Origin of the sequence: Streptomyces sp. 4N509B (genome assembly GCF_052245655.1) — a bacterium.
Lineage (GTDB): Bacteria > Actinomycetota > Actinomycetes > Streptomycetales > Streptomycetaceae > Streptomyces.
The window spans coordinates 352,983-374,482 of record NZ_JBQQBZ010000002.1; the positions used below are offsets into that span (position 1 = coordinate 352,983).

Below are 21,500 nucleotides of genomic sequence, written 5' to 3' on the forward strand. Positions count from 1 at the left end.
TCGACTACGCTCGGCTCCGGGAGGGACACACACATGGACGCTGCCGCCGCCGTCGGACTGCGGCTGGGGTCGACCGTCGTCGCGCCGCTGGTGAAGAAGCTGTTCCGCGCGGAGCAGCCGGGCGCGGGCCTGGTCGACGAGCCCGTGCGGATCGCGTCGCTCGTCTCCTTCCGTGGCGAGAAGCGCACCCTCACCCGGCAGGACCTGGAGAAGCTGGCGCGGAAGCTGGTGCGGCGCGCGGTGGCAGCCGCCGGGCCGGGCGAGACGCCTCCGGAGGACGAGCACGAGGCCGTGGCCATGGCGCTCGCGGACACCCTCGCCGGCCTCGGCGAGCTGGACATGGACGACGTGCAGGCTGTCCGCCTGGGCGCCGACGGGCTGGCGCGAGCGCTGAGCTCACGGCACGCGCGCGAGCTGTCGCGGGACGCCGAGCAGTTCCACGGCCGGCTGGTGCAGCTGTCCTGCCTGCACGTCCTGGACTTCTTCACCCGCCGCTCCACCTTCGTCGCCCGCACCCTCGTCGAACAGGCGCGGCAGACGGACCGGCTCGTGGCGACGCTGGACCTGCTCGTGGAACGGCTGCCGGCCCAGCACGCCGAGGACGCCGCGTTCGAGGAGCGGTACCGCCGGTACGTCGCCCACCGGCACGGCAGGCTCACCATCTTCGGCATCGACCTCGACGACGAGTGGCCGCTGGACGACGCCTACCTCAGCCTGGAGACCACCGAGAGCGGCCCGCACGCGACGGACGCGGGCCCCGAGGCCGGTCACGAGGACCGGCGCGGGCTGCCAGGCCCGCCCCAGCGCGCCGAACAGGCCCTGGCCGGACGCGAACGGGTGCTGCTGCGCGGCGTCGCGGGCGCCGGGAAGACCACCCTGGTGCAGTGGCTCGCCGTCACCACGGCGGAACACCGCCTCGGCGGGGAGCTGGTCCACCTCCTCTTCGGCCGCGTCCCGTTCGTCCTCCCGCTGCGCACCCTCACCCGCGCCGGCGGCGCGCTCCCCGCCCCCCGCGACTTCCTCAGCGCCGTCGGCTGCCCACACACCCCGCCGTCCGGCTGGGCGGAGCGGGTCCTCGCCGACGGCCGCGCGCTGCTGCTGGTCGACGGCATCGACGAGGTGCCCGAGGAGCAGCGGGACGACACACGCAGGTGGCTGCGGGAGCTGCTCGCCGCGTTCCCCGGCACCGTCTGCCTCGTCACCGCGCGCCCCTCCGCCGTCCGCGAGGACTGGCTCGCCGCCGAGGGCTTCGGCGAGCTGTCGCTCGCCCCCATGAGCAGGGAGGACGTCGCCGCCTTCGTCGAACGCTGGCACCGCGCGGCCGACGCGGGCCAGGAGCGGGCCGACGCCCTGCTGGCCGCGATCCACAGCCGCTCCGACCTCGCCCGGCTCGCCACCAACCCCCTGATGTGCGGCCTGATCTGCGCCCTCCACCGGGCGAGCCACGGCTACCTGCCGCAGGGCCGCGAGGAGCTGTACGAGGCGGCGCTGCGGATGCTGCTGGAGCGACGCGACCGGCAGCGGGGCATCGACCACGGCCAGCGGATGGACGCCAGGTCGCAGGCGTTGATCCTGGAGCGGCTGGCGTACTGGCTGATACGCAACGGCCACTCCCAGATGGAACGCGCCGACGCCGTCGAGCTGATCGACCAGGTCCTGCCGACGATGCGGCGCGACGCCGCCTCGGGCACGGCCGAGGACGTCTACCGCTACCTGCTGGACCGCTCCGGCCTGCTGCGCGAACCCGCCCCGGACGTCGTCGACTTCGTCCACCGCACCTTCCAGGACTACCTGGCCGCCCGCGCCGTCGTGGAGAACCGGGACTTCCCGCTGCTCGTGCGGCACGCCCACCTCGACCAGTGGGAGGACGTCGTCCGCATGGCCGTGGCCCACGCCCGGCCCGACGAGCGGAAGCGGCTGCTGACACAGCTGGTCAAGCGCGGCGACACGGTGAGGAAGCACCGCGTCCGCCTCCACCTGCTCGCCATGGCCTGCCTGGAGCACGCCACCCAACTCGACCCCGGGGTGCGGGAGGAGGTGGAGCGGCGGGCCGCCGCGCTGATCCCGCCGAGGACGTACGAGGAGGCGCGGTCGCTCGCGGCCGTCGGCCCGGTGGCACTGGAGCTGCTGCCAGGGCCCGACGGGCTGACGGAGGACGAGGCGTGGGCGGTGGTGGAGGTCGCCCACCAGGTCGGAGGAGACGCGGCGCTGCGCCGACTCGTCCCGTTCCGCGACCACCCCGCCGTGAGGGTCCGGGGGCGGCTCCTCAGGGACTGGAGCCGTTTCGACCACGAGCGCTTCGGGACGCAGATCCTCGCGGGCCTCTCCCATGAGGGCGCGCCCCGCCTCCAACTGCACACCGAGGCCGAGCTGGACGCCCTCCGCACCACCCTGCCGGACCACCCCTACCTGGCGTTTCTCTCGGGCTTCACCGAGGCGCAGATCCTCGGGGCCGTGGGATCGACGCGGCTGCGGGAGCTGACGCTCAGCTGCGGGAAGATCGCGAGCCTGGCGTTCCTCGAACGCTTCCGCTCCCTGACACGCCTCTCCGTCATCGACGGACCGGAGATCACGGACCTCTCCCCGTTGACGACGCTGACGTCGCTGGACGACCTGCTGCTGCGCCTGCTGCCCGAGTTGCACGACCTCCGCTGCCTGAACGACCTGCCCGAGCTCCGCACCCTCTACGTGGGCGACGGCGTGCCGATCACGGACCTCGACAGGCTGCCGACCCGGGCGCCGCTCACCGACCTGGTGCTGCCCTCCAGAATCACCGACCTCACCGGCATCAGCGCATGGCCAGGGCTGACCAGGCTGACCATCCTCGACGACGACCACCCCCCGACCCGGGCGAGCCTCGCGGCCATCGCCGGTCTGCCCGCGCTCACGAGCCTGTGGATACCCCCGCGCACGCTGCACGCTCTCCGCGAGAGCGGCCTCAGCCTTCCGCAGGTCGACGAGCTGCGGCTCTACGGGGTGGACGAGCACACGGATCTGAAGGGCCTCGCCACCCTTCTCCCGGAGCTGGCGAAGCTCCGCCTCGTGGGATACGACCCCCGGGGCAGCGGGGCGGTGGACCTCTCCCCGCTGCGCGAGCTGGGGTCCCTGCGCTCGGTGGAGGTGGAGGGCGACCTCCACGCCACCCACCACGACGCCCTCCCCCAGGCCACCGTCACCCAGCCGCCGACCTCCCGCTACTGACCCGGCCAGCCGGATACCCGCCGTGGCTCCGCCTACCGTTTCCCGGAAGCCAGCATTCTGCAAGCAATGCGACTATTCTTGTCGCATGGCTACTCTCTACGTGCGCGACCTGTCCGATGAAGCGATGGCCGAGCTCAAGATACGAGCCGCCCGCAACCGACAGTCACTCCAGGCATACGCTCGGACACTGCTGGAGGAAGAGGCGGCCACCCCGACCACCGAGGACGTCATCGCACGCATCCGGGAGAGGGTGACCGCGCGGCTGTCCACGAGCGAGGTGCTGGCCGACATCGCGTCAGAGCGGGAGCGCACGTGATCGTGGTGGACGCGGGCGCGGTCGTGCACCTGGTGGCCGACGCCGGGCCGATCGGCGAGGCGGTGCGCAAGCGTGCTGAGTCAGAGCGCCTGGTCGCGCCATACCTGCTCGATGTCGAGGTTGCCTCCGCGCTGCGCGGGCGCCATCGCGGGGGAAAGCTGAGCGACGCCGAACTCGATGCGGCATGGGACCTCTTCAGCCAGCTGCCCGTCAGGAGGATGGAGCACATGCCGGTTTTAGCGCGTGTTCGTGAGCTCTGGACCAACCTGTCGCCGTACGACGCCACGTACGTGGCCCTAGCCGAGGGACTTGACGTGCCGCTGGTCACGACCGACGCTCGGATCGGGCGTGCAGGCAGGGCCCAGTGCCCTGTCGAGGTCTTCGCCGAGTCCGGCGTCTGATGCGAATCCCCCGTGGCACCGACCGCCGACCGTCTCGACGGTACAGGTCGGATCGCCCGAGCACGTAACGTCGACGGCCCCCGTGGTGACGGGGGCCGCTGTTCGGATGGCGTGGTGAGAGGCTTCAGGCAGCGGGCGGCAGTTCCCCGCCCCTGACGGCCGCGACGAACGACGACCAGCCGCCTGCCGGGAGCACCAGCGTCCCGCCACGGGGGTCTTTGCTGTCACGGACAGGTACGACGCCCGACCCCGCGAAGCTGAGGGAGACCTCCACGCACTGTCCACCGTCTGACCCGCTGTAGGACGACGTGACCCACCCGGCTCCGGTCAGTTCGAAGTCAGCGCTCATGACGTGTACTCCTCGCACAAGGTCGTGATCAGGACAACCGAATCATCGGGAGGTAGTGCGTTAGCCCTCAGCCGATCATAGTTGTTCAGACCATCCACTACGGTTGCCGTCTTTTCGTGCAGTCTGCCACCCTGCGGACCGTCCGAGTAGACGACGGTGGGCGAGGTTTCGAACATCAGGAGCGTGTACGGCAACAGGTGTGCGGCTGCGGCTCCCGCCGCAAAGGGCATGACCTGGAGATCAATGTTCGGCGAATCCGCCTGCTTCACCAGATGCGCGAGCTGTCCAGCCATGACGCGCCGTCCCCCCACAACGGTCCGCAGGCACGCCTCATGCAGGATGACCCACAGCATGGGGGGACTCTTCCGCTCCATCACCTCTCGACGCCGTAGGCGAGCATCCACCTTGCCCTTGATCACGTCGGCACGTTCATGCGGGTATCGCGCTCGGTAGATCGAACGCGCATAGTCCTCGGTCTGCAGCATGCCCATGATGCTCGTCGTCGAGTAGTCGAGGATGCGCGAAGCCTTTCGCTCAAGTTCGACATAGGGAAGAAACCACGACGGGTGGTCCGCCTCGTCGATCCGCGCCAGCAGATCGGCGAAGAGCCGGCCCGTCCCGAACGCCCTGTCGCATCCCTGTGCGAATTTCGCGGTAGGTGCGTACTCCCCTGCCTCAACCCGGCTGACGTAGCTCTCCGAGTAGCCGGCGGCACGGCCGAGTTGCTTCTGCGTGATCCTGCGTTCTGCCCGGGACCGTTCTGACGTAGCGTCCGTAGCGCTGAAGTGGATTGAGGTATTCGGGACTCATGTGCTCGGGAGCCATCGTCTCGTCCAACGCCCTGACCTCTCGTCATGATGACCAGCGCCGCATCGCCGCATGTAGACGACTTGCACGAAGCCGCACAAGTCCCGCCAGCCTAGCGGATGGTGCGTTGGAATGGGGACGAGAAAAGTGCGGGCAGCGATGCCTGACACCGGCGAACGAGACATGGTCACAGGAATACCCCCGCGACGTTCCTGGCGTCCGGGGGCGTGGCCTCAACCGGTAGGAGGTTGATGACATGGCCCACCGTATCGTGCAGGTGCTCGAAACGCCGACGGCCCCGCCCACAAGCCAGCAGGGGCAATCGGGAAACCCGGACAGCGAGACCATGAAGAAACTCCGCCAACTGGCGCGGGAAGCGAACGAGATCAGCAGGAAGAACCGGGAGAGCAGGGGCGGGAAGTCGCGTCCGGGGCGGGGGGCGCGGTGACGGCGTACGTGATCCTGAAGGGGGCCGCGTTGATGTTGTGCGCGGAGCGGGCGGAGGGAGCGCCGGCCGCGCTGTGCCGGGCGGTGTGTCTGACGTGTGGGGCGGAGTCCGACCTGTCGTGGGACGACCAGAAACCCGTGCGGGTGTGGGCGCTGGAACACGCCCGCGCTCGCGGCCTGGCGCACCACCAGTTCCGCGTGACGGCACACGACTACTGGCGCGTTGACCCGCTCCACGCCCCCGTGGGCGCCGCACCCTGGCCACCGCCGAACCGTGCCCCGGCCGTGGCCGCCCCGGCCGCGCCCGAGGCGCCGCCGCCGCGTCGGACGGCGGCACACGCGAAACGGCGCGGGTGGTGGCGTGGCCGCCGGGCCGCGCTCCGGACGGTGGCCGTTGTGGCGGGCCTGGCGGCTGGACCGCTGACGCTGCTGACCGCGCTCGTCGTCGGGTCGCCACTCCTCGGTGGGCGCGGGCCGGCCAGCACAGCGTCGGCGATCGCGCACGCGTTCCGCGAGGCCGATCAGCTGCCGACGGAGCGTTCGAGGGAGGCGAGCAGCCAGTCGTGGGCGGCGCCGAGGGTGGCGGTGTCGCCCGTCGCCTCGGCGACGAGGGTCCAGTAGCGGCGGAGGCGGGGGGCGGGGCCGACGACGGCGTACGGGACGGCGCCGCCGTGGGCGGCGGCCAGCAGCTCCCGGCGGAACGCGGCGGTGTCCCGGCGGCCCCACGCCGTCGTGTGGGCGCGGACGAAGCGGTCGAGCGCGGGTCCCGGGCCCGCCGGCTGCCGCGCCGGCAGCAGGGGCAGGACCATCCCCCACGCCTCGCCGACGTCCTCCAGCAGCGCGATCTCCCGTGCGCGCACCCGCCCCGACCGGTCGAGCGCGGGCAGTTCGCGCTCCAGGGAACGGTCCGTGACCAGGGTGAACAACTCCGCGTAGGCCACCGCCTGGCCGGGCGAGGGGTCGCGGGGCGGGGGCGGCGCGCCGACGACGAGGAACATCTCGACCATGTCCTCCGGCACCTCGGGCACGGCAAGCCGCCGCCAGAACGCCACGAGCGCGTCGTGGGCGGCCCGCCCGGAGGGCGCGGCGGCGAGCAGGTCGAGGCGGGCGGCCCTGCTGGCGGGCCCGTCGGCGTCCTCGACGGCGCGCAGCGCGGCGCGGCGCCAGGCGAGCGCTTCCCACTCGGCGTCGAGCGCGGCCCGTTCCGCCGCGACGGCGCCGGTGAGGGAGAGGCGGCCGTCGAGCACGTCCCTGATGGCGGGCAGGCCCATGCCGAGCGCGCGCAGCCGGCGGACGAGGCGCAGCCGTTCGACGGCCCCCTCGTCGAACCTACGGTGGCCGCCGCCGCTACGGCCGGCCGTCACGATCCCCTCGTCGCAGTAGAAGCGGATGGTGCGGACGGACACGCCGCTGAGCCGGGCGAGTTCGCCGATGCCCAGCCCGACGCCCCGGCCCGCTCCCCCCGCTGTGACGTCGGTCACGATGACTGGAACCTCCACCTGACTGCCGCTCCTAGCGTACGGACGAGATCGGCCCGGACCAGGGGTCGGAAGGAACGGCGAAGGGCGAAGAGGGAGGCGGCAGATGGACGACCGGATGCTGGACGAGGGGACGCTGGACGACGGGACGCTGGACGAGGGGACGCTGGACGTCGAACGGCTCGCGGCGGGGCTGATGGAGCAGACCACCGCCGTCGCGGACGCGGTCGAGGGTATGGGCCCGGACGCTCCCGTGCCGACGTGCCCGGAGTGGCGGCTCCGCGACCTGGTGGGGCACCTCGGCCAGGCGGACCGCTGGGCGGCGGACATCGTGCGGACCGGGGAGGCCACCGCCGTGCCGGACCCGAGGGAGGCGGACCCGGGCGAGCCGGCGGCCTGGCGCGACTGGCTCCTCGGCGGCGCCCACGCGCTGCTGGACGCGCTCCACGACACCGGCCCCGAGACCACCGTCTGGACCTACCTCGGCCCGGGCCCCGCCGCGTTCTGGCTGCGGCGGATGACGTACGACACCTGCGTGCACCACGCGGACGCGGCGTTCGCGGCGGGAACGACGTACCACGTCGCCCCCGACCTCGCCGCAGGCGCGATGAGCGAGGTGTTCGGGCTGCTGTGCGCGCCGGGAGTGGAGGCGTTGAAGCCCGCCGTGGCGCGGCTGCGCGGGGGCGGGAAGAGGCTTCGGTGGGCGCCTGTGGAGTGGGCGGGGTCCGGGTGGCTGGTGACGCGGACGCCCGAGGGTCCACGGTGTGAACGGGTCGTGGGCCCCGGGACCGGTCCCGGCGACGACGGGGCGGCGGACACGGACACGGACGCGGACGTGACGGTGGCCGGGCCCGTGCGGGACCTGCTGTTGGTGCTGACCCGTCGCGTCCCGGCGGACCATCCCGGGCTGACGATCACCGGCGACTCCGCTCTGCTGCGTCACTGGCTGGCGCACGCGGCGTTGTGAGACCCGGCCGCGAACGGGGTCGGCGCCCCCGGCTGGTGGGCCCTGACGGTGGGCTCGAGGTCACGAGGAAGCCGCCGTCGGGGCTCCGCCCCGGTCCGCCGCGGCGGACCGGGACCCCTCCCGGTGGAGTGCGGATAGAACAACGGGACTGGCCAAGCCATCACCACCCGAGTGAGGACAGAAGAGATGAAGTCCACCCACCGAAGGTCCCGCGTGCTCAGCACGGCCGTCTTCGGCGCCGTACTGGCGCTCGGTCTGACCGGGGCCGTGACGAACACGGCCTCCGCCGCCGAGAGGAAGCCGCCGACGTCTGGCTTCCGGGCCTGCTACGACCTCAACTGCACCAAGCGGATCGAGGAAGGGAAGGCGTTCAACGCCAACGGCGACCACGGCATCACGCGCGTGCGCATCACCCGCGTCAGCAGCAGTGGCGTCTCGCTGAGCGTCAGCGGCCCCAACATGTCCGCCTCCTGCTCCGGCTCCCCGCACCTGAACTGCACCATCAACGGCCTCGACATCTGGACCACGAGCCGCCGCGGCGACACCGCGGTCTTCCACATCTGGCCGTAGGCCGGAGCGAGGTGACAGCGGTGACGCACGGGGTGGCGCGCTCGACACCGTGAGGAGCCGGACGTCAACGGCCGTCGCCGTGGCCGTGGCCGGGCGGTGGGTCCGCGCGGACCAGGCCCGTCTGATAGGCGATGACCACGAGTTGGGCCCGGTCGCGGGCGCCGAGTTTGGCCATGGCCCGGTGGACGTGGGTGCGGACGGTGAACGGGCTCAGCACCATCCGCTCGGCGATGTCGTGGTTGGACAGGCCGGTCGCGGCGAGGGCGACCATCTCGCGTTCGCGGGCGGTGAGGGCGGCCAGCGCGTCCGGCGAGGGGGTGAGGGTGTCGTCCGGGGTCGCCAGGAAGCGGGCGACCAGGGCGCGGGTCGCGGCCGGGGAGAGCAGGGTCTCGCCGCCGGCCACCGTGCGCACGGCCGCCAGCAGCTCGCCGGCGGCGACGCCCTTGCCGATGAAGCCGCTGGCGCCCGCCCGCAGCGCGCCCGCGACGTACTCGTCGATCTCGAGTAGGGCGTCCGCCGTGCGCGCAGGCCACCACCCCGCCGACTCCCGTACGTCCGGCCCCGGCCCCGGAGGGCTCGCGCCCGGCGCGGCGCGGCGGCCCGGCGCGGCGCGGCGGCCCGGTCGCCGCTACGGCCGCAGGCTCCGGAACAGCTCGATCCTTCGCCGCTGGTACTCCGCGTCCAGTGGGTCGACCCCGCCACCTCCCGCGGCGGCCCGTTCCCAGAACAGGCTCGCCTCGCATCGCAGCCGGTGCCGCACGAGCTGGGCCAGGGCCTCCTCGTCCAGCCGCCCGGCCGTCCCGCCGGCCGCCGCGTACGCGGCCACGAACTCCCCGGCGCCCCGCAGGTCGGTGGTCCACGGGTCGCCGAACTCCCGTGCCGCGGTGGCCACCTCCAGGGCCGGCGGGCCCACCAGCGCCTCGTCCCAGTCCAGCACGGCGACGACGTGCCCGTGGCGGGCGAGGAGGTTGCCCCGGTAGTAGTCGCCGTGGAGCGGATGGGTCAGCGGGTGCCGGGCGTGGAAGGCGGCCAGCCAGCGGTCGAGGGCGTCGTCGACCAGGCCCGCCTCGGCGAGGGCCGCCTCGGAGCGGGGCGAGCGCCCCCGCCGGCCCCGGCCGTCCGGGCCGATCTCCAGAGGGCTGGGGACGGGCCGGGCCGGGAGGGGAGGCGAGGCGGAGAGCGAGGCGGAGAGCAGGGCCCGGTGAAGCCGGCCGAGGAGGCGGGCGGCCTCAACGCGCTGGGTGGGGTCGTCCCGGTCGGCCCAGCCGCCCTCGACGTACGGCCACAGCGACACGGGCCGGCCACCGACGCTCACCACCGTGCCGCCGTGGCGGGTGGGCACCGGGGCCACGGCCTCGCTCACACCGCCCCCGGCCGCCCGTCGGGCGACGGCGTGGCACCACTCCGCCTCCTCGCGGGAGCGCCCGCGCGGGCCGACCCGCACCACGAGCTCGCGCAGCCGGAACGCGGCGGACTCCTCACCCCCGTGGAGCCGGACGGCCCGGCGCCACGCGTCGTCCTCGTCGGGTCGGCGCGCCGGGAGGTCGGGCAGGTGGCCCCAGGCGGTGACGACGGCGTCGACGACGGGGCGCGAGAGCGGGGTGGCGGCGAAGGCCATCGGCGGGTCCCCGGAGCGGCATGGGGGAACAGGACGCGGAACCGGAACGAACCAGGACGCGGAACCGGACACGAAGCCAGACACGGAGCAGGTCATGACGCGGGCCGCGGCACGCGGGCACGCGGGCACAAAAAAGGGCAGGTCGGCGTCTCCGCCTCCTGCCATGCCCAAGCTATAGCACACGGGGGGTCTTGCCGCAAGGCCCCGGTCGTGCCGCACAATCGCTGGCCGAAACCCGAAACCGCGGTCATGGGCGACGAGCGACGTACGTGCGCCTTCGTCACCCATGGGTCGCGCGGTGACGACCGGATCGGAGCCACTGACGTGCACCCACTGACCACCACCACGGCGTCGGACAGCGCCTTCGCCCTGCCCGATCACCTCGCCGCCAAGGCCGACCCGCGTCTCATCGCCGCCGACGAACGGCACTTCGCGGCCATCGCCAAGACCCTGGAGCAGACGATCGCCGAACTGTCCGACCAGCTCGCCGCCGCCCGCAGGGCGCCCGGCGGCCTCGGCCGGGCGGCGATGGACCGGGACGCGGAGATCCACCGGCTGTCCGCCCGCCTGCGCACCCTGCGCCGCTTCGGCCTGGACCTGTGCCTGGGACGGATCGTCGGCGCGGATGACGCCGAGCCCGCCGAGCCCGCCTACGTCGGACGCCTCGGCCTCACCGACAGCACGGGGCGCCGGCTGCTGCTCGACTGGCGCTCCCCCGCGGCCGAGCCGTTCTTCGCGGCCACCCACGCCCAGCCGATGGGGCTCGCGAGCCGCCGCCGCTACCGCTGGTCAGGGGGACGGATCAGCGACTACTGGGACGAGGTGTTCACCCCCGAGGGCCTGGAGGGGCACGCGGCCCTCGACGACCAGTCCGCCTTCGTCGCCAGCCTCGGCGGCAGCCGCTCCGACCGGATGCGGGACGTGCTCGCCACCATCCAGGCCGACCAGGACGCCATCATCAGGGCGGGCTCCCGCGGCGCCCTCGTCGTCGACGGCGGGCCGGGCACAGGGAAGACCGTCGTCGCCCTGCACCGCTCCGCCTACCTCCTCCACGCCGACCCGCGCCTCGGTCACCGGCGGGGCGGCGTGCTGTTCGTCGGCCCGCACCAGCCCTACCTGGCCTACGTCGCCGACGTCCTGCCGAGCCTCGGCGAGGACGGCGTGCGGACCTGCACCCTGCGGGACCTCGTCGCCGAGGGGGCGACGGCGACGGTCGAGGCGGACCCGGAGGTGGCGCGCCTGAAGTCGTCCGCCGCCATGGTGAGGGCGATCGAGCCGGCCGTCAGGCTCTACGAGGAGCCGCCCACCGAGGGGATGACGGTCTCGACCGAGTGGTCCGAGCTGTGGCTCGGGGCCGACGACTGGGCCGCGGCCTTCGAGGCACCGGAGCCCGGCACGCCGCACAACGAGGCGCGCGAGCAGATCTGGCGGGAGCTGGTCTCGATCCTGACGGACAAGCTCGACGAGGAGGTCGACGAGGACGTCCCGCCCGAGCTGTTCGAGAGGTCGCTGCGCCGCAACAGGGAGCTGGTGACGGCCCTCCACCGCGCGTGGCCGACGCTGGAGGCGGCCGAACTCGTCGGAGACCTCTGGTCGGTGCCGGCCTACCTGCGGATGTGCGCCCCCTGGCTCACCGCCGAGGAGGCGCGCAGGCTGCGACGCGAGGACCCGCGGGCGTGGACGGTGTCCGACCTGCCGCTGCTGGACGCCGCCCGGCACCGGCTCGGCGACCCGGAGGCGGCGCGGCGCGGGCGTCGGCGCGACGCCGCCCTCGCCGCCGAACGCGCCCGCATGGCCGACGTCATCGCCGACGTGCTCGCGGCCGACGACGACGGCGAGGGCGCGGTGACGATGCTGCTCGGCCAGGACCTCCAGGACAGCCTCGTCGACGAGTCCGCGGCGCCGGACGTCGGGGGCGGACCGCTCGCGGGGCCGTTCGCGCACGTCGTCGTGGACGAGGCCCAGGAGCTGACCGACGCGGAGTGGCAGATGCTGCTGCTGCGCTGCCCCTCCCGGAGCTTCACCATCGTCGGGGACCGTGCCCAGGCGCGGCACGGCTTCGCCGAGTCGTGGTCCGAGCGGCTCGGGCGGGTCGGCCTCGACCGGGTCGAGGTGGCCTCCCTCGGCATCAACTACCGGACGCCGCGGGAGGTCATGGCGGAGGCGGAGCCGGTCATCCGGGCGGTGCTCCCCGACGCCAACGTGCCGACGTCCGTCCGCAGCGGCGAGGTGCCCGTGGTCCACGGCCCGGTCTCGGAGCGGGACGCGTTCCTCGACGGCTGGCTGGCCGCGCACGCCGAGGGCACCGCGTGCGTCATCGGCGACGCCACGTTCGCGGGGAGCGCCCGCGTCAGGTCGCTGAGCCCGGAGCTGGCGAAGGGGCTGGAGTTCGACCTCGTCGTCCTCGTCGACCCGGCGGCGTTCGGCGAGGGCGTGGCGGGGGCGGTCGACCGCTACGTCGCGATGACCCGGGCGACGCGGCAGCTCGTCGTCCTCACCAGCGCCTGACCCGCGCCGCGCCCGCTCCGTCGAGTGCCGTCAGCCGCGCGGGGGCCGCGAGGTCCCCGCGCCCTGGCGGAGCACGCTCCTGACCATCTCGACGAGGGCGTCGACGTCCGCGTCGACCATCGGCGCGCCGGAGATGCCCATCCGGTGGAGCAGGGTGCCGACGACGACGTCGACGAGGAACAGGACCCGCTCCTCCGGCTCCCCGAGCGCATCCTGGAGCGCGAGCCGGTACGGGTCCTGCAACTGGGTGGTCAGGATCTCGCGCAGGGCGGGGTCGTTGACGGCGTCGGTGAACACGCCCGCGAACGCGGCGCCGATCCCCGGCTCGGCGATCCGCGCGGCGCCGAAGCGGACGGCCGTCTCCAGGTCCTCCTCCGGGCTGGCGCCCGTCAGCGGCAGCGGGCCGAAGGCGTCGACGAGGCAGGCGGTGACGAGCGCGCCCTTGGACGGCCAGCGCCGGTAGATCGTGGTCTTCGCGACGCCCGCGGCGGCGGCGATGCGGTCGACGGTGGCGCGCGCGTACCCGAGCTCGTGAACGGTGCTCAGCGTGGCGGCGAAGACGGCGTCGTCGACGCTGGAGCGGGGGCGGCCGGGGGACCTGGGGGACGCGTCGCTGGCTGGGGCCATGGTCACAGGATAGCGAGTTATGCTACTTTCAGTATCGATACTTTGGGTATCGAAATCTCGAGTAGCGAAACTGGGGGCGAGAGGCCGTGGTCGAGGAGCGGACGACATGAGCACCACCATCCCCGGGCGACGACCGCCCGCCGCCGACCCCGCCGCGGACCAGCGCATGGGCCGCCTGCTGCGCCCGTACGCCTGGAGCTTCGCCGCCGTCGTGGTCCTCCAGACCATCGGCGCCCTCGCGGGCCTGGCGCCGCTGCTGGCGGTCGTCGAGCTCGGGCGCACCCTGCTGGCGCCCGGCCCGGTCGACCGCTCCCACGTCTGGCTCGTCGTGGCCGGGGGCGCGGCCGGCCTGCTGGTCCGGCTGCTGTTCACGGCCGCCTCCTCCGGCGTCGGGCACCTGCTGGACGACCGTCTCCAGCTTCTGCTGCGCCGGCGGCTGGCCGCGCGGCTGGGGCGGGTGCCGATCGGCTGGTTCTCGCGGCGGAGGACCGGCGAGCTGGCGAAGGTCGTGGGGGACGACGTCAGCGCCGTGCACCCCTTCATCGCGCACTCGCCCGGGGAGCTCGTCGCCGCGTTCGTCGTGCCCACGGTGTCGCTGGCCTACCTGCTCACCGTCGACTGGCGGCTCACCCTCGTCACCCTGGCGCCGATCGTGCTGGCCGTCGCGCTGGTCCCGCTGATGATGACCCCGACCCGGCTGCGCGAACAGAAGGACTTCGACGCGGCCATGGGGCGGATCGCCAGCTCCGTCGTCGAGTTCGTGCAGGGCATCGCGGTGGTCAAGGCGTTCGGCGGCTCCGGGCGCGCCCACCGCAGGTTCCTCGTGGCCGTGGACGACTTCGTCGACGTCTTCTACCGGATGGTGCGCGGCCTCTCCCGCGTCGCCGCCGGCATGCAGCTGGCGCTGTCGCCGCCGTTCGTGCTGCTGGTCGTCCTGGTCGGCGGCGCGTGGCGGATCACGGACGACGCGATGGCCCCGGCCGACCTGCTGCCGTTCCTGCTGCTGGGGCTCGGCCTGACCGCCCCGGTGGCGGCGCTCGGCCACGGCTTCGACGAGGCGCAGGCCGCCCGGCGCGCGCTCGGCCGGATCAGGGACGTGCTGGCGCAGCCGTCGCTGCCCCAGCCCGCGCGCCCGCTGGCATCCCGGGGCCACCGGGTGGAGCTGCGCGACGTCCGCTTCGGCTACGAGGCCGGGCACGAGGTGCTGCGCGGCGTCGACCTGGTGCTCGAACCGGGCACCGTCACGGCGGTCGTCGGCCCCTCCGGCAGCGGGAAGTCCACCCTCGTCCAGCTCCTGCCGCGCTTCTTCGACCCCACCCACGGCGCGGTCCTCCTCGGCGGTGTCGACCTGCGCGAGCTCGGCACCCGGGAGCTGTACCGGACGGTCTCCTTCGTCTTCCAGGACGTCCGGCTGCTGCGCGCCTCGGTCGCGGAGAACATCGCGGTCGCCGTGCCGCACGCGGAGCACGAGGACGTGGTCCGCGCCGCCCGGCTGGCGCACCTCCACGACCGCGTCCTCGAACTGCCCCGGGGATACGACACGGTCATCGGCGAGGAGACCGGGCTGTCGGGCGGCGAGGCGCAGCGGATCTCGATCGCCCGCGCGCTGCTCGCCGACACGCCCGTCCTGGTGTTGGACGAGGCGACCGCCTTCGCCGACCCGCTGACGGAGCGGGCGGTGCGCGGCACGCTGCTGACGGGCGGGCGGACGGTGCTGGTCATCGCCCATCGGCTGGAGACGGTCGTCGACGCCGACACCGTCGTGATGCTGGAGGACGGGGCGGTCGTCGAACGCGGCGCGCCGTCGGAGCTGCTGGCGCGCAACGGACCGTTCGCCGCGTTCTGGCGCTCACACCGGTCGGCCCTCGCCGACGGGACGCACCGGGCCGAGGGACCCGGCCCTTCCGACACCACGCCGCGAGGAGACGAGATCCGATGATCCGCATGCTGCTGCGCGTGCTGGGACACGAGTACGCCGGGCCCGTGCGCCGCACCGTGGCCCTGATGACGACGACCGCGGTGGTCGAGGGCCTGTCCTACGCGCTGCTGGTGCCGGTGCTGCGCGCGCTGTTCGGGAGCGAGCCGGGCGACGCCTGGCCGTGGCTGCTTGCCTTCGGCGCCGCGGTCGCGGTCTACGGGGCGCTGCGCTACGCCGCCGACCTGTCGGGATTCCGCGTCGGGACCACGCTGCTGCGCGGCATGTACCACCGGCTCGGCACGCACCTGGCCCGGCTGCCCATCGGCTGGTACAGCGCCGCCCGCGTCGGGGAGGTGTCCGTCACCGCCAGCCGGGGCGTGCTCGACGCGATGGGCGTGATCGCGCACCTGCTGGCGCCGTTCGTCTCCGCCAGCGTCACCCCGCTGACCATCGTCGTCGTGATGCTCGCCGTCAACTGGCAGCTCGGCCTGGCCGCGCTGCTCGCCGCGCCGGTCGTGGCGGCGGTCCACGTCCTTGCGGGCCGGTCGGTGGCCGCCGCCGACGCGCGGCGTCACGAGCGCGGCCACGAGGCCAGCGGGCGGGTCATCGAGTACCTCCAGGCCCAGCCGGTGCTGCGCACGGGCGGCCGGACGAGCGAACGCTTCGGGCTGCTCGACGACGCGCTGCGCGAGCTCCAGCGCGCCTCCCGTCGCACCACACTGGCCGCGCTGCCCGGCGTGGTGGGCTCGACGCTGGTGGTGCAGGCGACGTTCACCCTGCTGCTGGTCCTGGGCGCCCACCTCGCGCTCGCCGGGACGGTCGGCGTCGCGGAGGTCCTGGCCATCCTGGTGCTCGCCGCGCGCTGCGCCGACCCGCTGCTGTCCCTGTCGGACGTCGGGGGCAAGCTCCGCGGCGCGCGCGCCGAGCTGGCCCGGCTCGACGGGGTGCTGCGCGCCGAGCCGCTGCCGGAGGCGAGTGCGCCGGTCGAGCCGGCGGGCCACGGCCTGGAGTTCGACGCCGTCTCCTTCCGGCACGGCGGGCGCACGGTGTTCGAGGGCCTGTCGTTGTCCGTTCCCGAGGGACAGCGGCTGGCCGTCGTCGGGCCGTCGGGGGCGGGGAAGAGCACGCTGCTGCACCTGCTCGCCCGGTTCTACGACGTGGACGCGGGCGCGGTGCGCGTGGGCGGGGCGGACGTGCGCGACATCGCCACCGAGGTGTTGACGGAGCGGATCGCCTTCGTCTTCCAGGACGTCTACCTCTTCGACGGCACCATCGAGGAGAACGTGCGCCTCGGCCGCCCCGACGCCACCGACGACGAGGTGCGGGCGGCGGCGACCGCGGCGCGGCTGGACGAGGTGGTGGAGCGGCTTCCCGGTGGATGGGCGACGCACGTCGGGGAGGGCGGCGCGCTGCTGTCGGGCGGGGAGCGCCAGCGGGTGTCGATCGCGCGGGCGCTGCTGAAGAACGCGCCCGTCGTGCTGCTGGACGAGGTGACCTCCGCGCTGGACCCGCTGAACGAGAGGGCCGTCCACGAGGGCGTCGAGCGCCTGATGGCGGGCCGGACGGTGGTGACCGTGGCCCACCGGCCGTGGAGCGTCCAGCGCGCCGACCGCGTGGTCCTCCTGGACGGCGGCCGGATCGTGGAGGACGGCGACCACGAGGAGCTGCTGCGGGACGGCGGCCGGTACGCCCGCTTCTGGGAGGCGGCCGCGGCACCGGCGGCACACGGCTGACACGCGCGACGGTCCTCTCGCAGCCCGGACACCCGCGTCGCTCCGGGACGCTCGCCGAGGGCCGTCGCGCGGACTCCGCGCGGGCCGCCGAGCCTGGCTCCCCCGCGACGGGCGCCGCCGCCGGGCAGGCCCCGCGGACCGGGGAGCGGCGTCCCGGGGCGTCGACGACGACGCGGCCGGGGGCACTGCCCGGACCCCGAAGGGACCTGGGGGAGAGAGTCGCAGGTCGTCGTTGTCCCGTCTCAGTGAAGGTTGCCCAGGACATGCCTGTGACCAGCAGTGGTCCAGGTTGAGTGAGACGGCCTCGGGCCGTGTGTCTCACTCAACCTGAGCCGGTTGAACCTTGTCGGGCTCGCCGCAGGTCAGTGCGGTGGTGTCCCGCCCTGGGCGAGCCGCCTCAGTTCTCCACGACAGGCGGCTCGGGCGCTGCGGGCAGCTCGGGCGCCGCGGGGCAGTCGTCGCCTTCGCAGGTGAACGGCGTGTCGGGCACCGTCGGTGCCGTGGCCTGGTCCCCGGCGAGGTTGGCGGCCGGCGTCGCCGGCCGGCCAGGCAACGCCGCGTCGCCGGGCAGCAGGCCGGCGCATGCCTGGGCGGCCTCCCGGTAGTCGCGGTCCAGAACGTTGAAACCGTCGCCGGAGTCCCCGTCGGCGAGCTGGATCTGTCCGTCGGCCGAGACAGTGACGCCGGGGAAGTCCGCCACCCCGTGGTCACGGACGCAGTCGGTGAACTCCGCTGCCTGGTCCGTCCGGTCGGCAGCTGGCTCGGCGGCGCCGGCGACCTGCGTCGTCACGGCAGTGGCACATGCTGCGGCGGCGAGCAGCAGCATGCGCCGAATTCGAGCGTGCATGGGGTTCTCCTTCGGATGGTGGTGCTTGGCGACCTGCCACCACGACTCAACCGGTCCGCCGGTTACCAGGCGGGAACGCCGGCCTTTACCGCGTTGTAACCGCTCGATCAGGACAATGCCGAGGAGGCGGTGCGGGCGGGAAGACGGTGGAATGATGCGGGTCCTGCTGGTGGACGATCATCGCGAGCTGGCCGACACGTTGGCTGTCGGCCTGCGGCGGGAGGGCTTGGCAGTCGACGTGGCCTACGACGGTTCGGCCGCCCTGGAGCGCGGGGCGGTCAACCGCTACGAGGTGGTCGTGCTTGACCGCGATCTGCCGGGGCTGCCGGGGGACGCCGTGTGCCAGGCGCTGATCGCTCGGGAGGACCCGGCTCGGGTGCTGATGCTGACGGCCGCCGCTACCGTCGAGGACCGGGTGGACGGGCTGTCCCGGGGCGCCGACGACTATCTGCCCAAGCCGTTCGCGTTCGCCGAACTCGTTGCCAGAATCCGGGCCCTGGCCCGGCGTAGCCAGCCGGCGCTGCCGCCGCTACTGACCCATGGCGAACTCGGGCTCGATCCCGGCCGGCGGGTGGTGCTGCGGGCGGGACGGCGGCTCGACCTCAGCCCCAAGGAGTTCGCGGTACTCGAGCTGCTGCTGGCCGCGCGCGGCCGGGTCGTCTCAGCCGAGGAACTGCTCGAACGGGCCTGGGACGAGGCCGCCGACCCGTTGACCAACACGGTCAAGGTGACCGTCAGCAGGCTGCGCCGGAAGCTGGGCGACCCGCCGCTCATCGTGACGGTGGCCCAGGCCGGCTATCGGATCTGAGGCGACCATGCGCCCCTGGCCCTGCTTGCGCTGGACGATCCGGCTGCGGCTGACGCTGCTGTACGGCGCCCTTTTCCTGGCCACCGGGGTGCTGCTGTTGACCGTGACCTATCTGCTGGTGGCGCACACCCCGCCATGGGCCCAGGTCGAGCCGCCGACGCCGCCCGACACCGGTCTGAGGGGCCCCGAGCCGACCCGGCCCGAAGTGCCGCTGGACGACCGGCTCGCCATGCAGCGCGAGACGGATCTGCGTCAGCTGCTGGTGGCCTCCGGCATCGCACTCGCGCTGCTGACGATCGTCTCGGTCGGCCTCGGCTGGCTGATGGCCGGGCGGGCGTTGCGGCCGCTGCGCACCTTGGCGGTCACCGCGAGGTCCATCTCGGCCCGGGATCTACGCCGGCGGCTCGGCATGCGTGGCCCAGCCGACGAGATCAAGGATCTCGCCGACACCTTCGACGGGCTGCTGACTCGTCTGGAGGACGCGTTCGAGGCCCAGCGCCGTTTCGTGGCCCACGCCTCCCACGAACTGCGCACGCCGCTCACGTTCGAGCGCAGCGTGCTGGAGATCGCGCTGGCCGACCCGGAGACAGGCGCCGACGATCTGCGGGCCGCCTGTCGGCGCGTTCTGGCCAGCAATCAGCGGCAGGGCAGGCTGATCGAGGCGTTGCTGGTGCTCGCTCGCGGGCAGCAAGGGCTCGACCGGCGTGCTGATCTCGATCTGGCCGTACTGGCACGCGAATGCGCCCAAGCCGCCACGCTGTGCACGGAGCCAGCGGTACGGCTTTCGGCCGACCTGGCCCGGGCTCCGGTCTCCGGTGATCCGGCGCTGATGGAACGGCTGGTGGCGAACGTGGTGGACAACGCCGTACGGCACAACGTGCCGGGCGGCTGGGTCACGGTCTGGACCGGCCTGGCCGACGCGCGGCCGGCGCTGCGGGTGCGTAACAGCGGCCCGCTGATCCCCCGGGCCCGGGTGGCCACGATCTTCCAGCCGTTCCAGCGGCTGGACTCCACCAGACTCGCGGGGCGCGACGGCCTGGGGGTGGGCCTGTCCATCGTCGCCGCGATCGCCGAGGCGCATGACGCCGAGCTCACCGCGATCCCGCTGCCGACCGGCGGCCTCGACCTGCTGATCGCCTTTCCCTCCCCGGTGGCGGCCCTCCGGTGACACCCGCTTCGCCGCTGCCGGCCGCTGCACGGACAGCCATGGGGGGCGGGGCGGCCGGCAGGAGCGGGACAGGTCAGTCGCGAGCCGGCCAGGGGAGGGCGCGCGCGTGTGGGGTGCATCACGGGAGCAAGCGTCCGCTTGCAATAGTTAGCAAGGCGAGGGACGCTGGGGTCATGGCTTCGCTCGGTGTGGGGAATCTCGGAGAGTTTCTGCGGGAGCAGCGGCGGCAGGCCCGCCTGTCGCTGCGGCAGCTCGCGGACGCGGCCGGGGTGTCGAACCCGTACCTGAGCCAGATCGAGCGCGGCCTGCGCAAGCCGAGCGCGGAGATCCTCCAGCAGATCGCCAAGGGTCTGCGGATCTCGGCCGAGACGCTGTACGTGCAGGCCGGAATCCTCGAGGAGCGGGCCGAGGACGACGAGGACGTCGCCGCCCCGCCAGCGGGGGTACGGGAGGCGGTGCTGGCCGACCCCGGCCTGTCGGAGCCCCAGAAGCAGGCGCTGCTCCAGATCTACCGCTCCTTCCGGGCCGAGTACGAAGCCGGGCGCGAAGCCCGGCGGACCGCGTCGGAACAGCGGCGGACCCCGCCAGAACAGCAGACAGACTCCACAACGGGAGGGCAGTGATCCACATGGCCATCGCAGACGAGCTCCGTAAGAACCTCACCAACACCACCGCGCTCTACGCCGCCGCCGGCACGGCCGACCTGGCCGTGCAGAAGCTGCGCGAGCTGCCCGAGCAGCTGCCGAAGCTGCGTGAGCAGGCGCAGAGCCTCGCCCTCCAGGGCGTGGGCCTGGCGCTGGAGTACGCGGTCAAGGCCAGGGAGACCTACGACGGGCTCGCCGAGCGCGGCAAGACCGTGGTCGCCTCCCGCCTCGGCGAGACCGACGGGACCGACGGGACCGACGAGGGCGAGGGCGCCGCGCGGGGCGAGCGGGCCGGCGGGGCCGGCGCGCGGTCGGCGACCACGATCACGGTGGAGCGCGCCGACGCCGAGCGGGAGCCGGTCACCGAGCCGGTCACCGAGCCCGTGACCGAGCCCGTGACCGAGCCGGGGAAGGGGACCTCCGCGGGCTCCTCCGCCGCCGGGGCGAAGGCGCGCAGGACCACCTCGCCGCGGAAGCGCACCGCGCCGAAGCCCGACGCCGAGGCGTAACGCCACTCTCGCCGCACTACGCGGTCGCGCCCGGGGCCGGTAGCGTGGAGGGGGACGGTCAGCGATCGGACAGGGCGGTACACAGCATGTTGTTGGACGACTTCTTCACTCTGGTGTGGCTCATCTTCATCGGCCTGATGGTCCTCGCGGTCTACGCCCTGGTGCACGCCGCGCTCCAGCGTGAGGACGCCTTCCGGGCCGCCGACAAGCAGACGAAGCCGTTCTGGCTCGTCATCCTGGGCGTGACGGTGGCGGTCCACCTCTTCGTCCCCGGCATGCTGCTGCTGAAGCTGATCGGCGCGGTCGTCACCATCGTCTACCTCGTGGACGTCCGCCCCGCCGTGCGCGCCGTCAGCGGCGGTGGCGGCGGGCGTGGTCGCGGCGGCCGGAGCAGCAGCGACGGGCCGTACGGCCCGTACAACGGCAACCGCTGACCGCCCCCCTCCACTCCCCGCCACCCGGCTCCCCCACCCACCCGCCGCGCGCCGGCCGGTCCGGCCGCGCACCCCGGACCCGCCCGTGTCCTGATCCGTTCGCCCGACGCCCGCCACCGCCGGCCGTGGCGGCAGTGCCTGCCAAATCGT

The 21,500-nt window shown here is 73.7% G+C and carries 20 protein-coding genes and 1 pseudogene; 14 read left to right on the forward strand and 7 right to left on the reverse strand.

Annotation, left to right across the window (positions count from 1 at the left end; all coding sequences use genetic code 11):
* Nucleotides 1-33 precede the first annotated feature (33 nt).
* The 3 genes from ACTWP5_RS03780 to ACTWP5_RS03790 all read left to right on the forward strand — a co-directional run bounded on the left by ACTWP5_RS03780 (nt 34) and on the right by ACTWP5_RS03790 (nt 3,918).
* Nucleotides 34-3,201, forward strand: coding sequence for an NACHT domain-containing protein (locus ACTWP5_RS03780; protein WP_443219235.1), 3,168 nt, complete (start codon nt 34-36; stop codon nt 3,199-3,201).
* Between the two features lie 85 nt (nt 3,202-3,286).
* Nucleotides 3,287-3,517, forward strand: coding sequence for a FitA-like ribbon-helix-helix domain-containing protein (locus tag ACTWP5_RS03785; protein ID WP_443219236.1), 231 nt, complete (start codon nt 3,287-3,289; stop codon nt 3,515-3,517).
* A complete protein-coding gene (locus tag ACTWP5_RS03790; RefSeq protein WP_443219237.1) occupies nt 3,514-3,918 on the forward strand; it encodes a type II toxin-antitoxin system VapC family toxin in 405 nt (134 codons plus the stop codon). The genes ACTWP5_RS03785 and ACTWP5_RS03790 overlap by 4 nt, the downstream gene beginning before the upstream one ends.
* 124 nt (nt 3,919-4,042) lie before the next feature.
* Here ACTWP5_RS03790 and ACTWP5_RS03795 read toward each other — a convergent pair whose 3' ends face one another.
* Both ACTWP5_RS03795 and ACTWP5_RS03800 read right to left on the reverse strand, forming a co-directional pair.
* Nucleotides 4,043-4,267, reverse strand: a complete 225-nt coding sequence (locus ACTWP5_RS03795) for a DUF397 domain-containing protein (protein WP_443219238.1) — start codon at nt 4,265-4,267, stop codon at nt 4,043-4,045.
* On the reverse strand, nt 4,264-5,058 hold the full coding sequence (locus ACTWP5_RS03800; protein WP_443219342.1) for a helix-turn-helix domain-containing protein: 795 nt from the start codon (nt 5,056-5,058) through the stop codon (nt 4,264-4,266). Before ACTWP5_RS03800 ends, ACTWP5_RS03795 begins: the two co-directional genes overlap by 4 nt.
* 496 nt (nt 5,059-5,554) lie before the next feature.
* Between ACTWP5_RS03800 and ACTWP5_RS03805 the strand changes: the two genes are divergently transcribed.
* The gene (locus ACTWP5_RS03805; RefSeq protein WP_443219343.1) at nt 5,555-6,142 is read left to right on the forward strand and encodes a DUF7848 domain-containing protein; all 588 of its coding nucleotides are present in this window, start codon (nt 5,555-5,557) and stop codon (nt 6,140-6,142) included.
* On the opposite strand, the gene ACTWP5_RS03810 is transcribed toward ACTWP5_RS03805, so the two are convergent.
* Nucleotides 6,043-7,002, reverse strand: coding sequence for a MerR family transcriptional regulator (locus tag ACTWP5_RS03810; RefSeq protein WP_443219239.1), 960 nt, complete (start codon nt 7,000-7,002; stop codon nt 6,043-6,045). The genes ACTWP5_RS03805 and ACTWP5_RS03810 overlap by 100 nt on opposite strands.
* Before the next feature lie 103 nt (nt 7,003-7,105).
* On the opposite strand from ACTWP5_RS03810, the gene ACTWP5_RS03815 reads away from it, so the two are divergent.
* Together ACTWP5_RS03815 and ACTWP5_RS03820 are read left to right on the forward strand one after the other, a co-directional pair.
* Complete coding sequence (locus tag ACTWP5_RS03815; RefSeq protein WP_443219240.1) at nt 7,106-7,966, forward strand: maleylpyruvate isomerase family mycothiol-dependent enzyme; 861 nt, start codon at nt 7,106-7,108, stop codon at nt 7,964-7,966.
* 186 nt (nt 7,967-8,152) lie between these two features.
* Nucleotides 8,153-8,536 (forward strand): hypothetical protein, encoded by a 384-nt coding sequence (locus tag ACTWP5_RS03820; RefSeq protein ID WP_443219241.1) that lies wholly within the window; start codon nt 8,153-8,155, stop codon nt 8,534-8,536.
* A 64-nt stretch (nt 8,537-8,600) separates the two neighbouring features.
* On the opposite strand, the pseudogene ACTWP5_RS03825 reads toward ACTWP5_RS03820, so the two are convergent.
* Nucleotides 8,601-9,038, reverse strand: a pseudogene (locus ACTWP5_RS03825) (response regulator transcription factor); the annotation flags it as partial.
* A gap of 126 nt (nt 9,039-9,164) precedes the next feature.
* Nucleotides 9,165-10,154 (reverse strand): phosphotransferase enzyme family protein, encoded by a 990-nt coding sequence (locus tag ACTWP5_RS03830; protein ID WP_443219242.1) that lies wholly within the window; start codon nt 10,152-10,154, stop codon nt 9,165-9,167.
* 324 nt (nt 10,155-10,478) lie between these two features.
* Here ACTWP5_RS03830 and helR point away from each other — a divergent pair, with 324 nt between their 5' ends.
* Nucleotides 10,479-12,662 carry an RNA polymerase recycling motor ATPase HelR gene (helR, locus tag ACTWP5_RS03835; protein ID WP_443219243.1) on the forward strand — a complete coding sequence of 728 codons (2,184 nt, stop codon included), beginning with the start codon at nt 10,479-10,481 and terminating at the stop codon, nt 12,660-12,662.
* 30 nt (nt 12,663-12,692) lie between these two features.
* On the opposite strand, the gene ACTWP5_RS03840 is transcribed toward helR, so the two are convergent.
* A complete protein-coding gene (locus ACTWP5_RS03840) occupies nt 12,693-13,289 on the reverse strand; it encodes a TetR/AcrR family transcriptional regulator (protein WP_443219244.1) in 597 nt (198 codons plus the stop codon).
* Nucleotides 13,290-13,308: 19 nt separating this feature from the next.
* On the opposite strand from ACTWP5_RS03840, the gene ACTWP5_RS03845 reads away from it, so the two are divergent.
* Both ACTWP5_RS03845 and ACTWP5_RS03850 read left to right on the forward strand, forming a co-directional pair.
* A complete protein-coding gene (locus ACTWP5_RS03845; RefSeq protein ID WP_443219245.1) occupies nt 13,309-15,228 on the forward strand; it encodes an ABC transporter ATP-binding protein in 1,920 nt (639 codons plus the stop codon).
* Nucleotides 15,225-16,940, forward strand: a complete 1,716-nt coding sequence (locus ACTWP5_RS03850; protein ID WP_443219246.1) for an ABC transporter ATP-binding protein — start codon at nt 15,225-15,227, stop codon at nt 16,938-16,940. Before ACTWP5_RS03845 ends, ACTWP5_RS03850 begins: the two co-directional genes overlap by 4 nt.
* A gap of 397 nt (nt 16,941-17,337) precedes the next feature.
* Here the strand turns inward: ACTWP5_RS03850 and ACTWP5_RS03855 are convergent, their stop codons facing one another.
* A complete protein-coding gene (locus ACTWP5_RS03855) occupies nt 17,338-17,787 on the reverse strand; it encodes a hypothetical protein (RefSeq protein ID WP_443219247.1) in 450 nt (149 codons plus the stop codon).
* Between the two features lie 154 nt (nt 17,788-17,941).
* Between ACTWP5_RS03855 and ACTWP5_RS03860 the strand changes: the two genes are divergently transcribed.
* The 5 genes from ACTWP5_RS03860 to ACTWP5_RS03880 all read left to right on the forward strand — a co-directional run bounded on the left by ACTWP5_RS03860 (nt 17,942) and on the right by ACTWP5_RS03880 (nt 21,350).
* The gene (locus tag ACTWP5_RS03860; RefSeq protein WP_443219344.1) at nt 17,942-18,595 is read left to right on the forward strand and encodes a response regulator transcription factor; all 654 of its coding nucleotides are present in this window, start codon (nt 17,942-17,944) and stop codon (nt 18,593-18,595) included.
* 25 nt (nt 18,596-18,620) lie between these two features.
* Nucleotides 18,621-19,763, forward strand: coding sequence for a sensor histidine kinase (locus ACTWP5_RS03865; protein ID WP_443219248.1), 1,143 nt, complete (start codon nt 18,621-18,623; stop codon nt 19,761-19,763).
* Between the two features lie 173 nt (nt 19,764-19,936).
* Nucleotides 19,937-20,386 (forward strand): helix-turn-helix domain-containing protein, encoded by a 450-nt coding sequence (locus ACTWP5_RS03870; protein ID WP_443219249.1) that lies wholly within the window; start codon nt 19,937-19,939, stop codon nt 20,384-20,386.
* 5 nt (nt 20,387-20,391) lie between these two features.
* Nucleotides 20,392-20,916, forward strand: a complete 525-nt coding sequence (locus ACTWP5_RS03875) for a hypothetical protein (protein WP_443219250.1) — start codon at nt 20,392-20,394, stop codon at nt 20,914-20,916.
* Nucleotides 20,917-21,002: 86 nt separating this feature from the next.
* Nucleotides 21,003-21,350, forward strand: a complete 348-nt coding sequence (locus ACTWP5_RS03880; RefSeq protein WP_443219251.1) for a DUF2516 family protein — start codon at nt 21,003-21,005, stop codon at nt 21,348-21,350.
* Nucleotides 21,351-21,500: the final 150 nt, after the last annotated feature.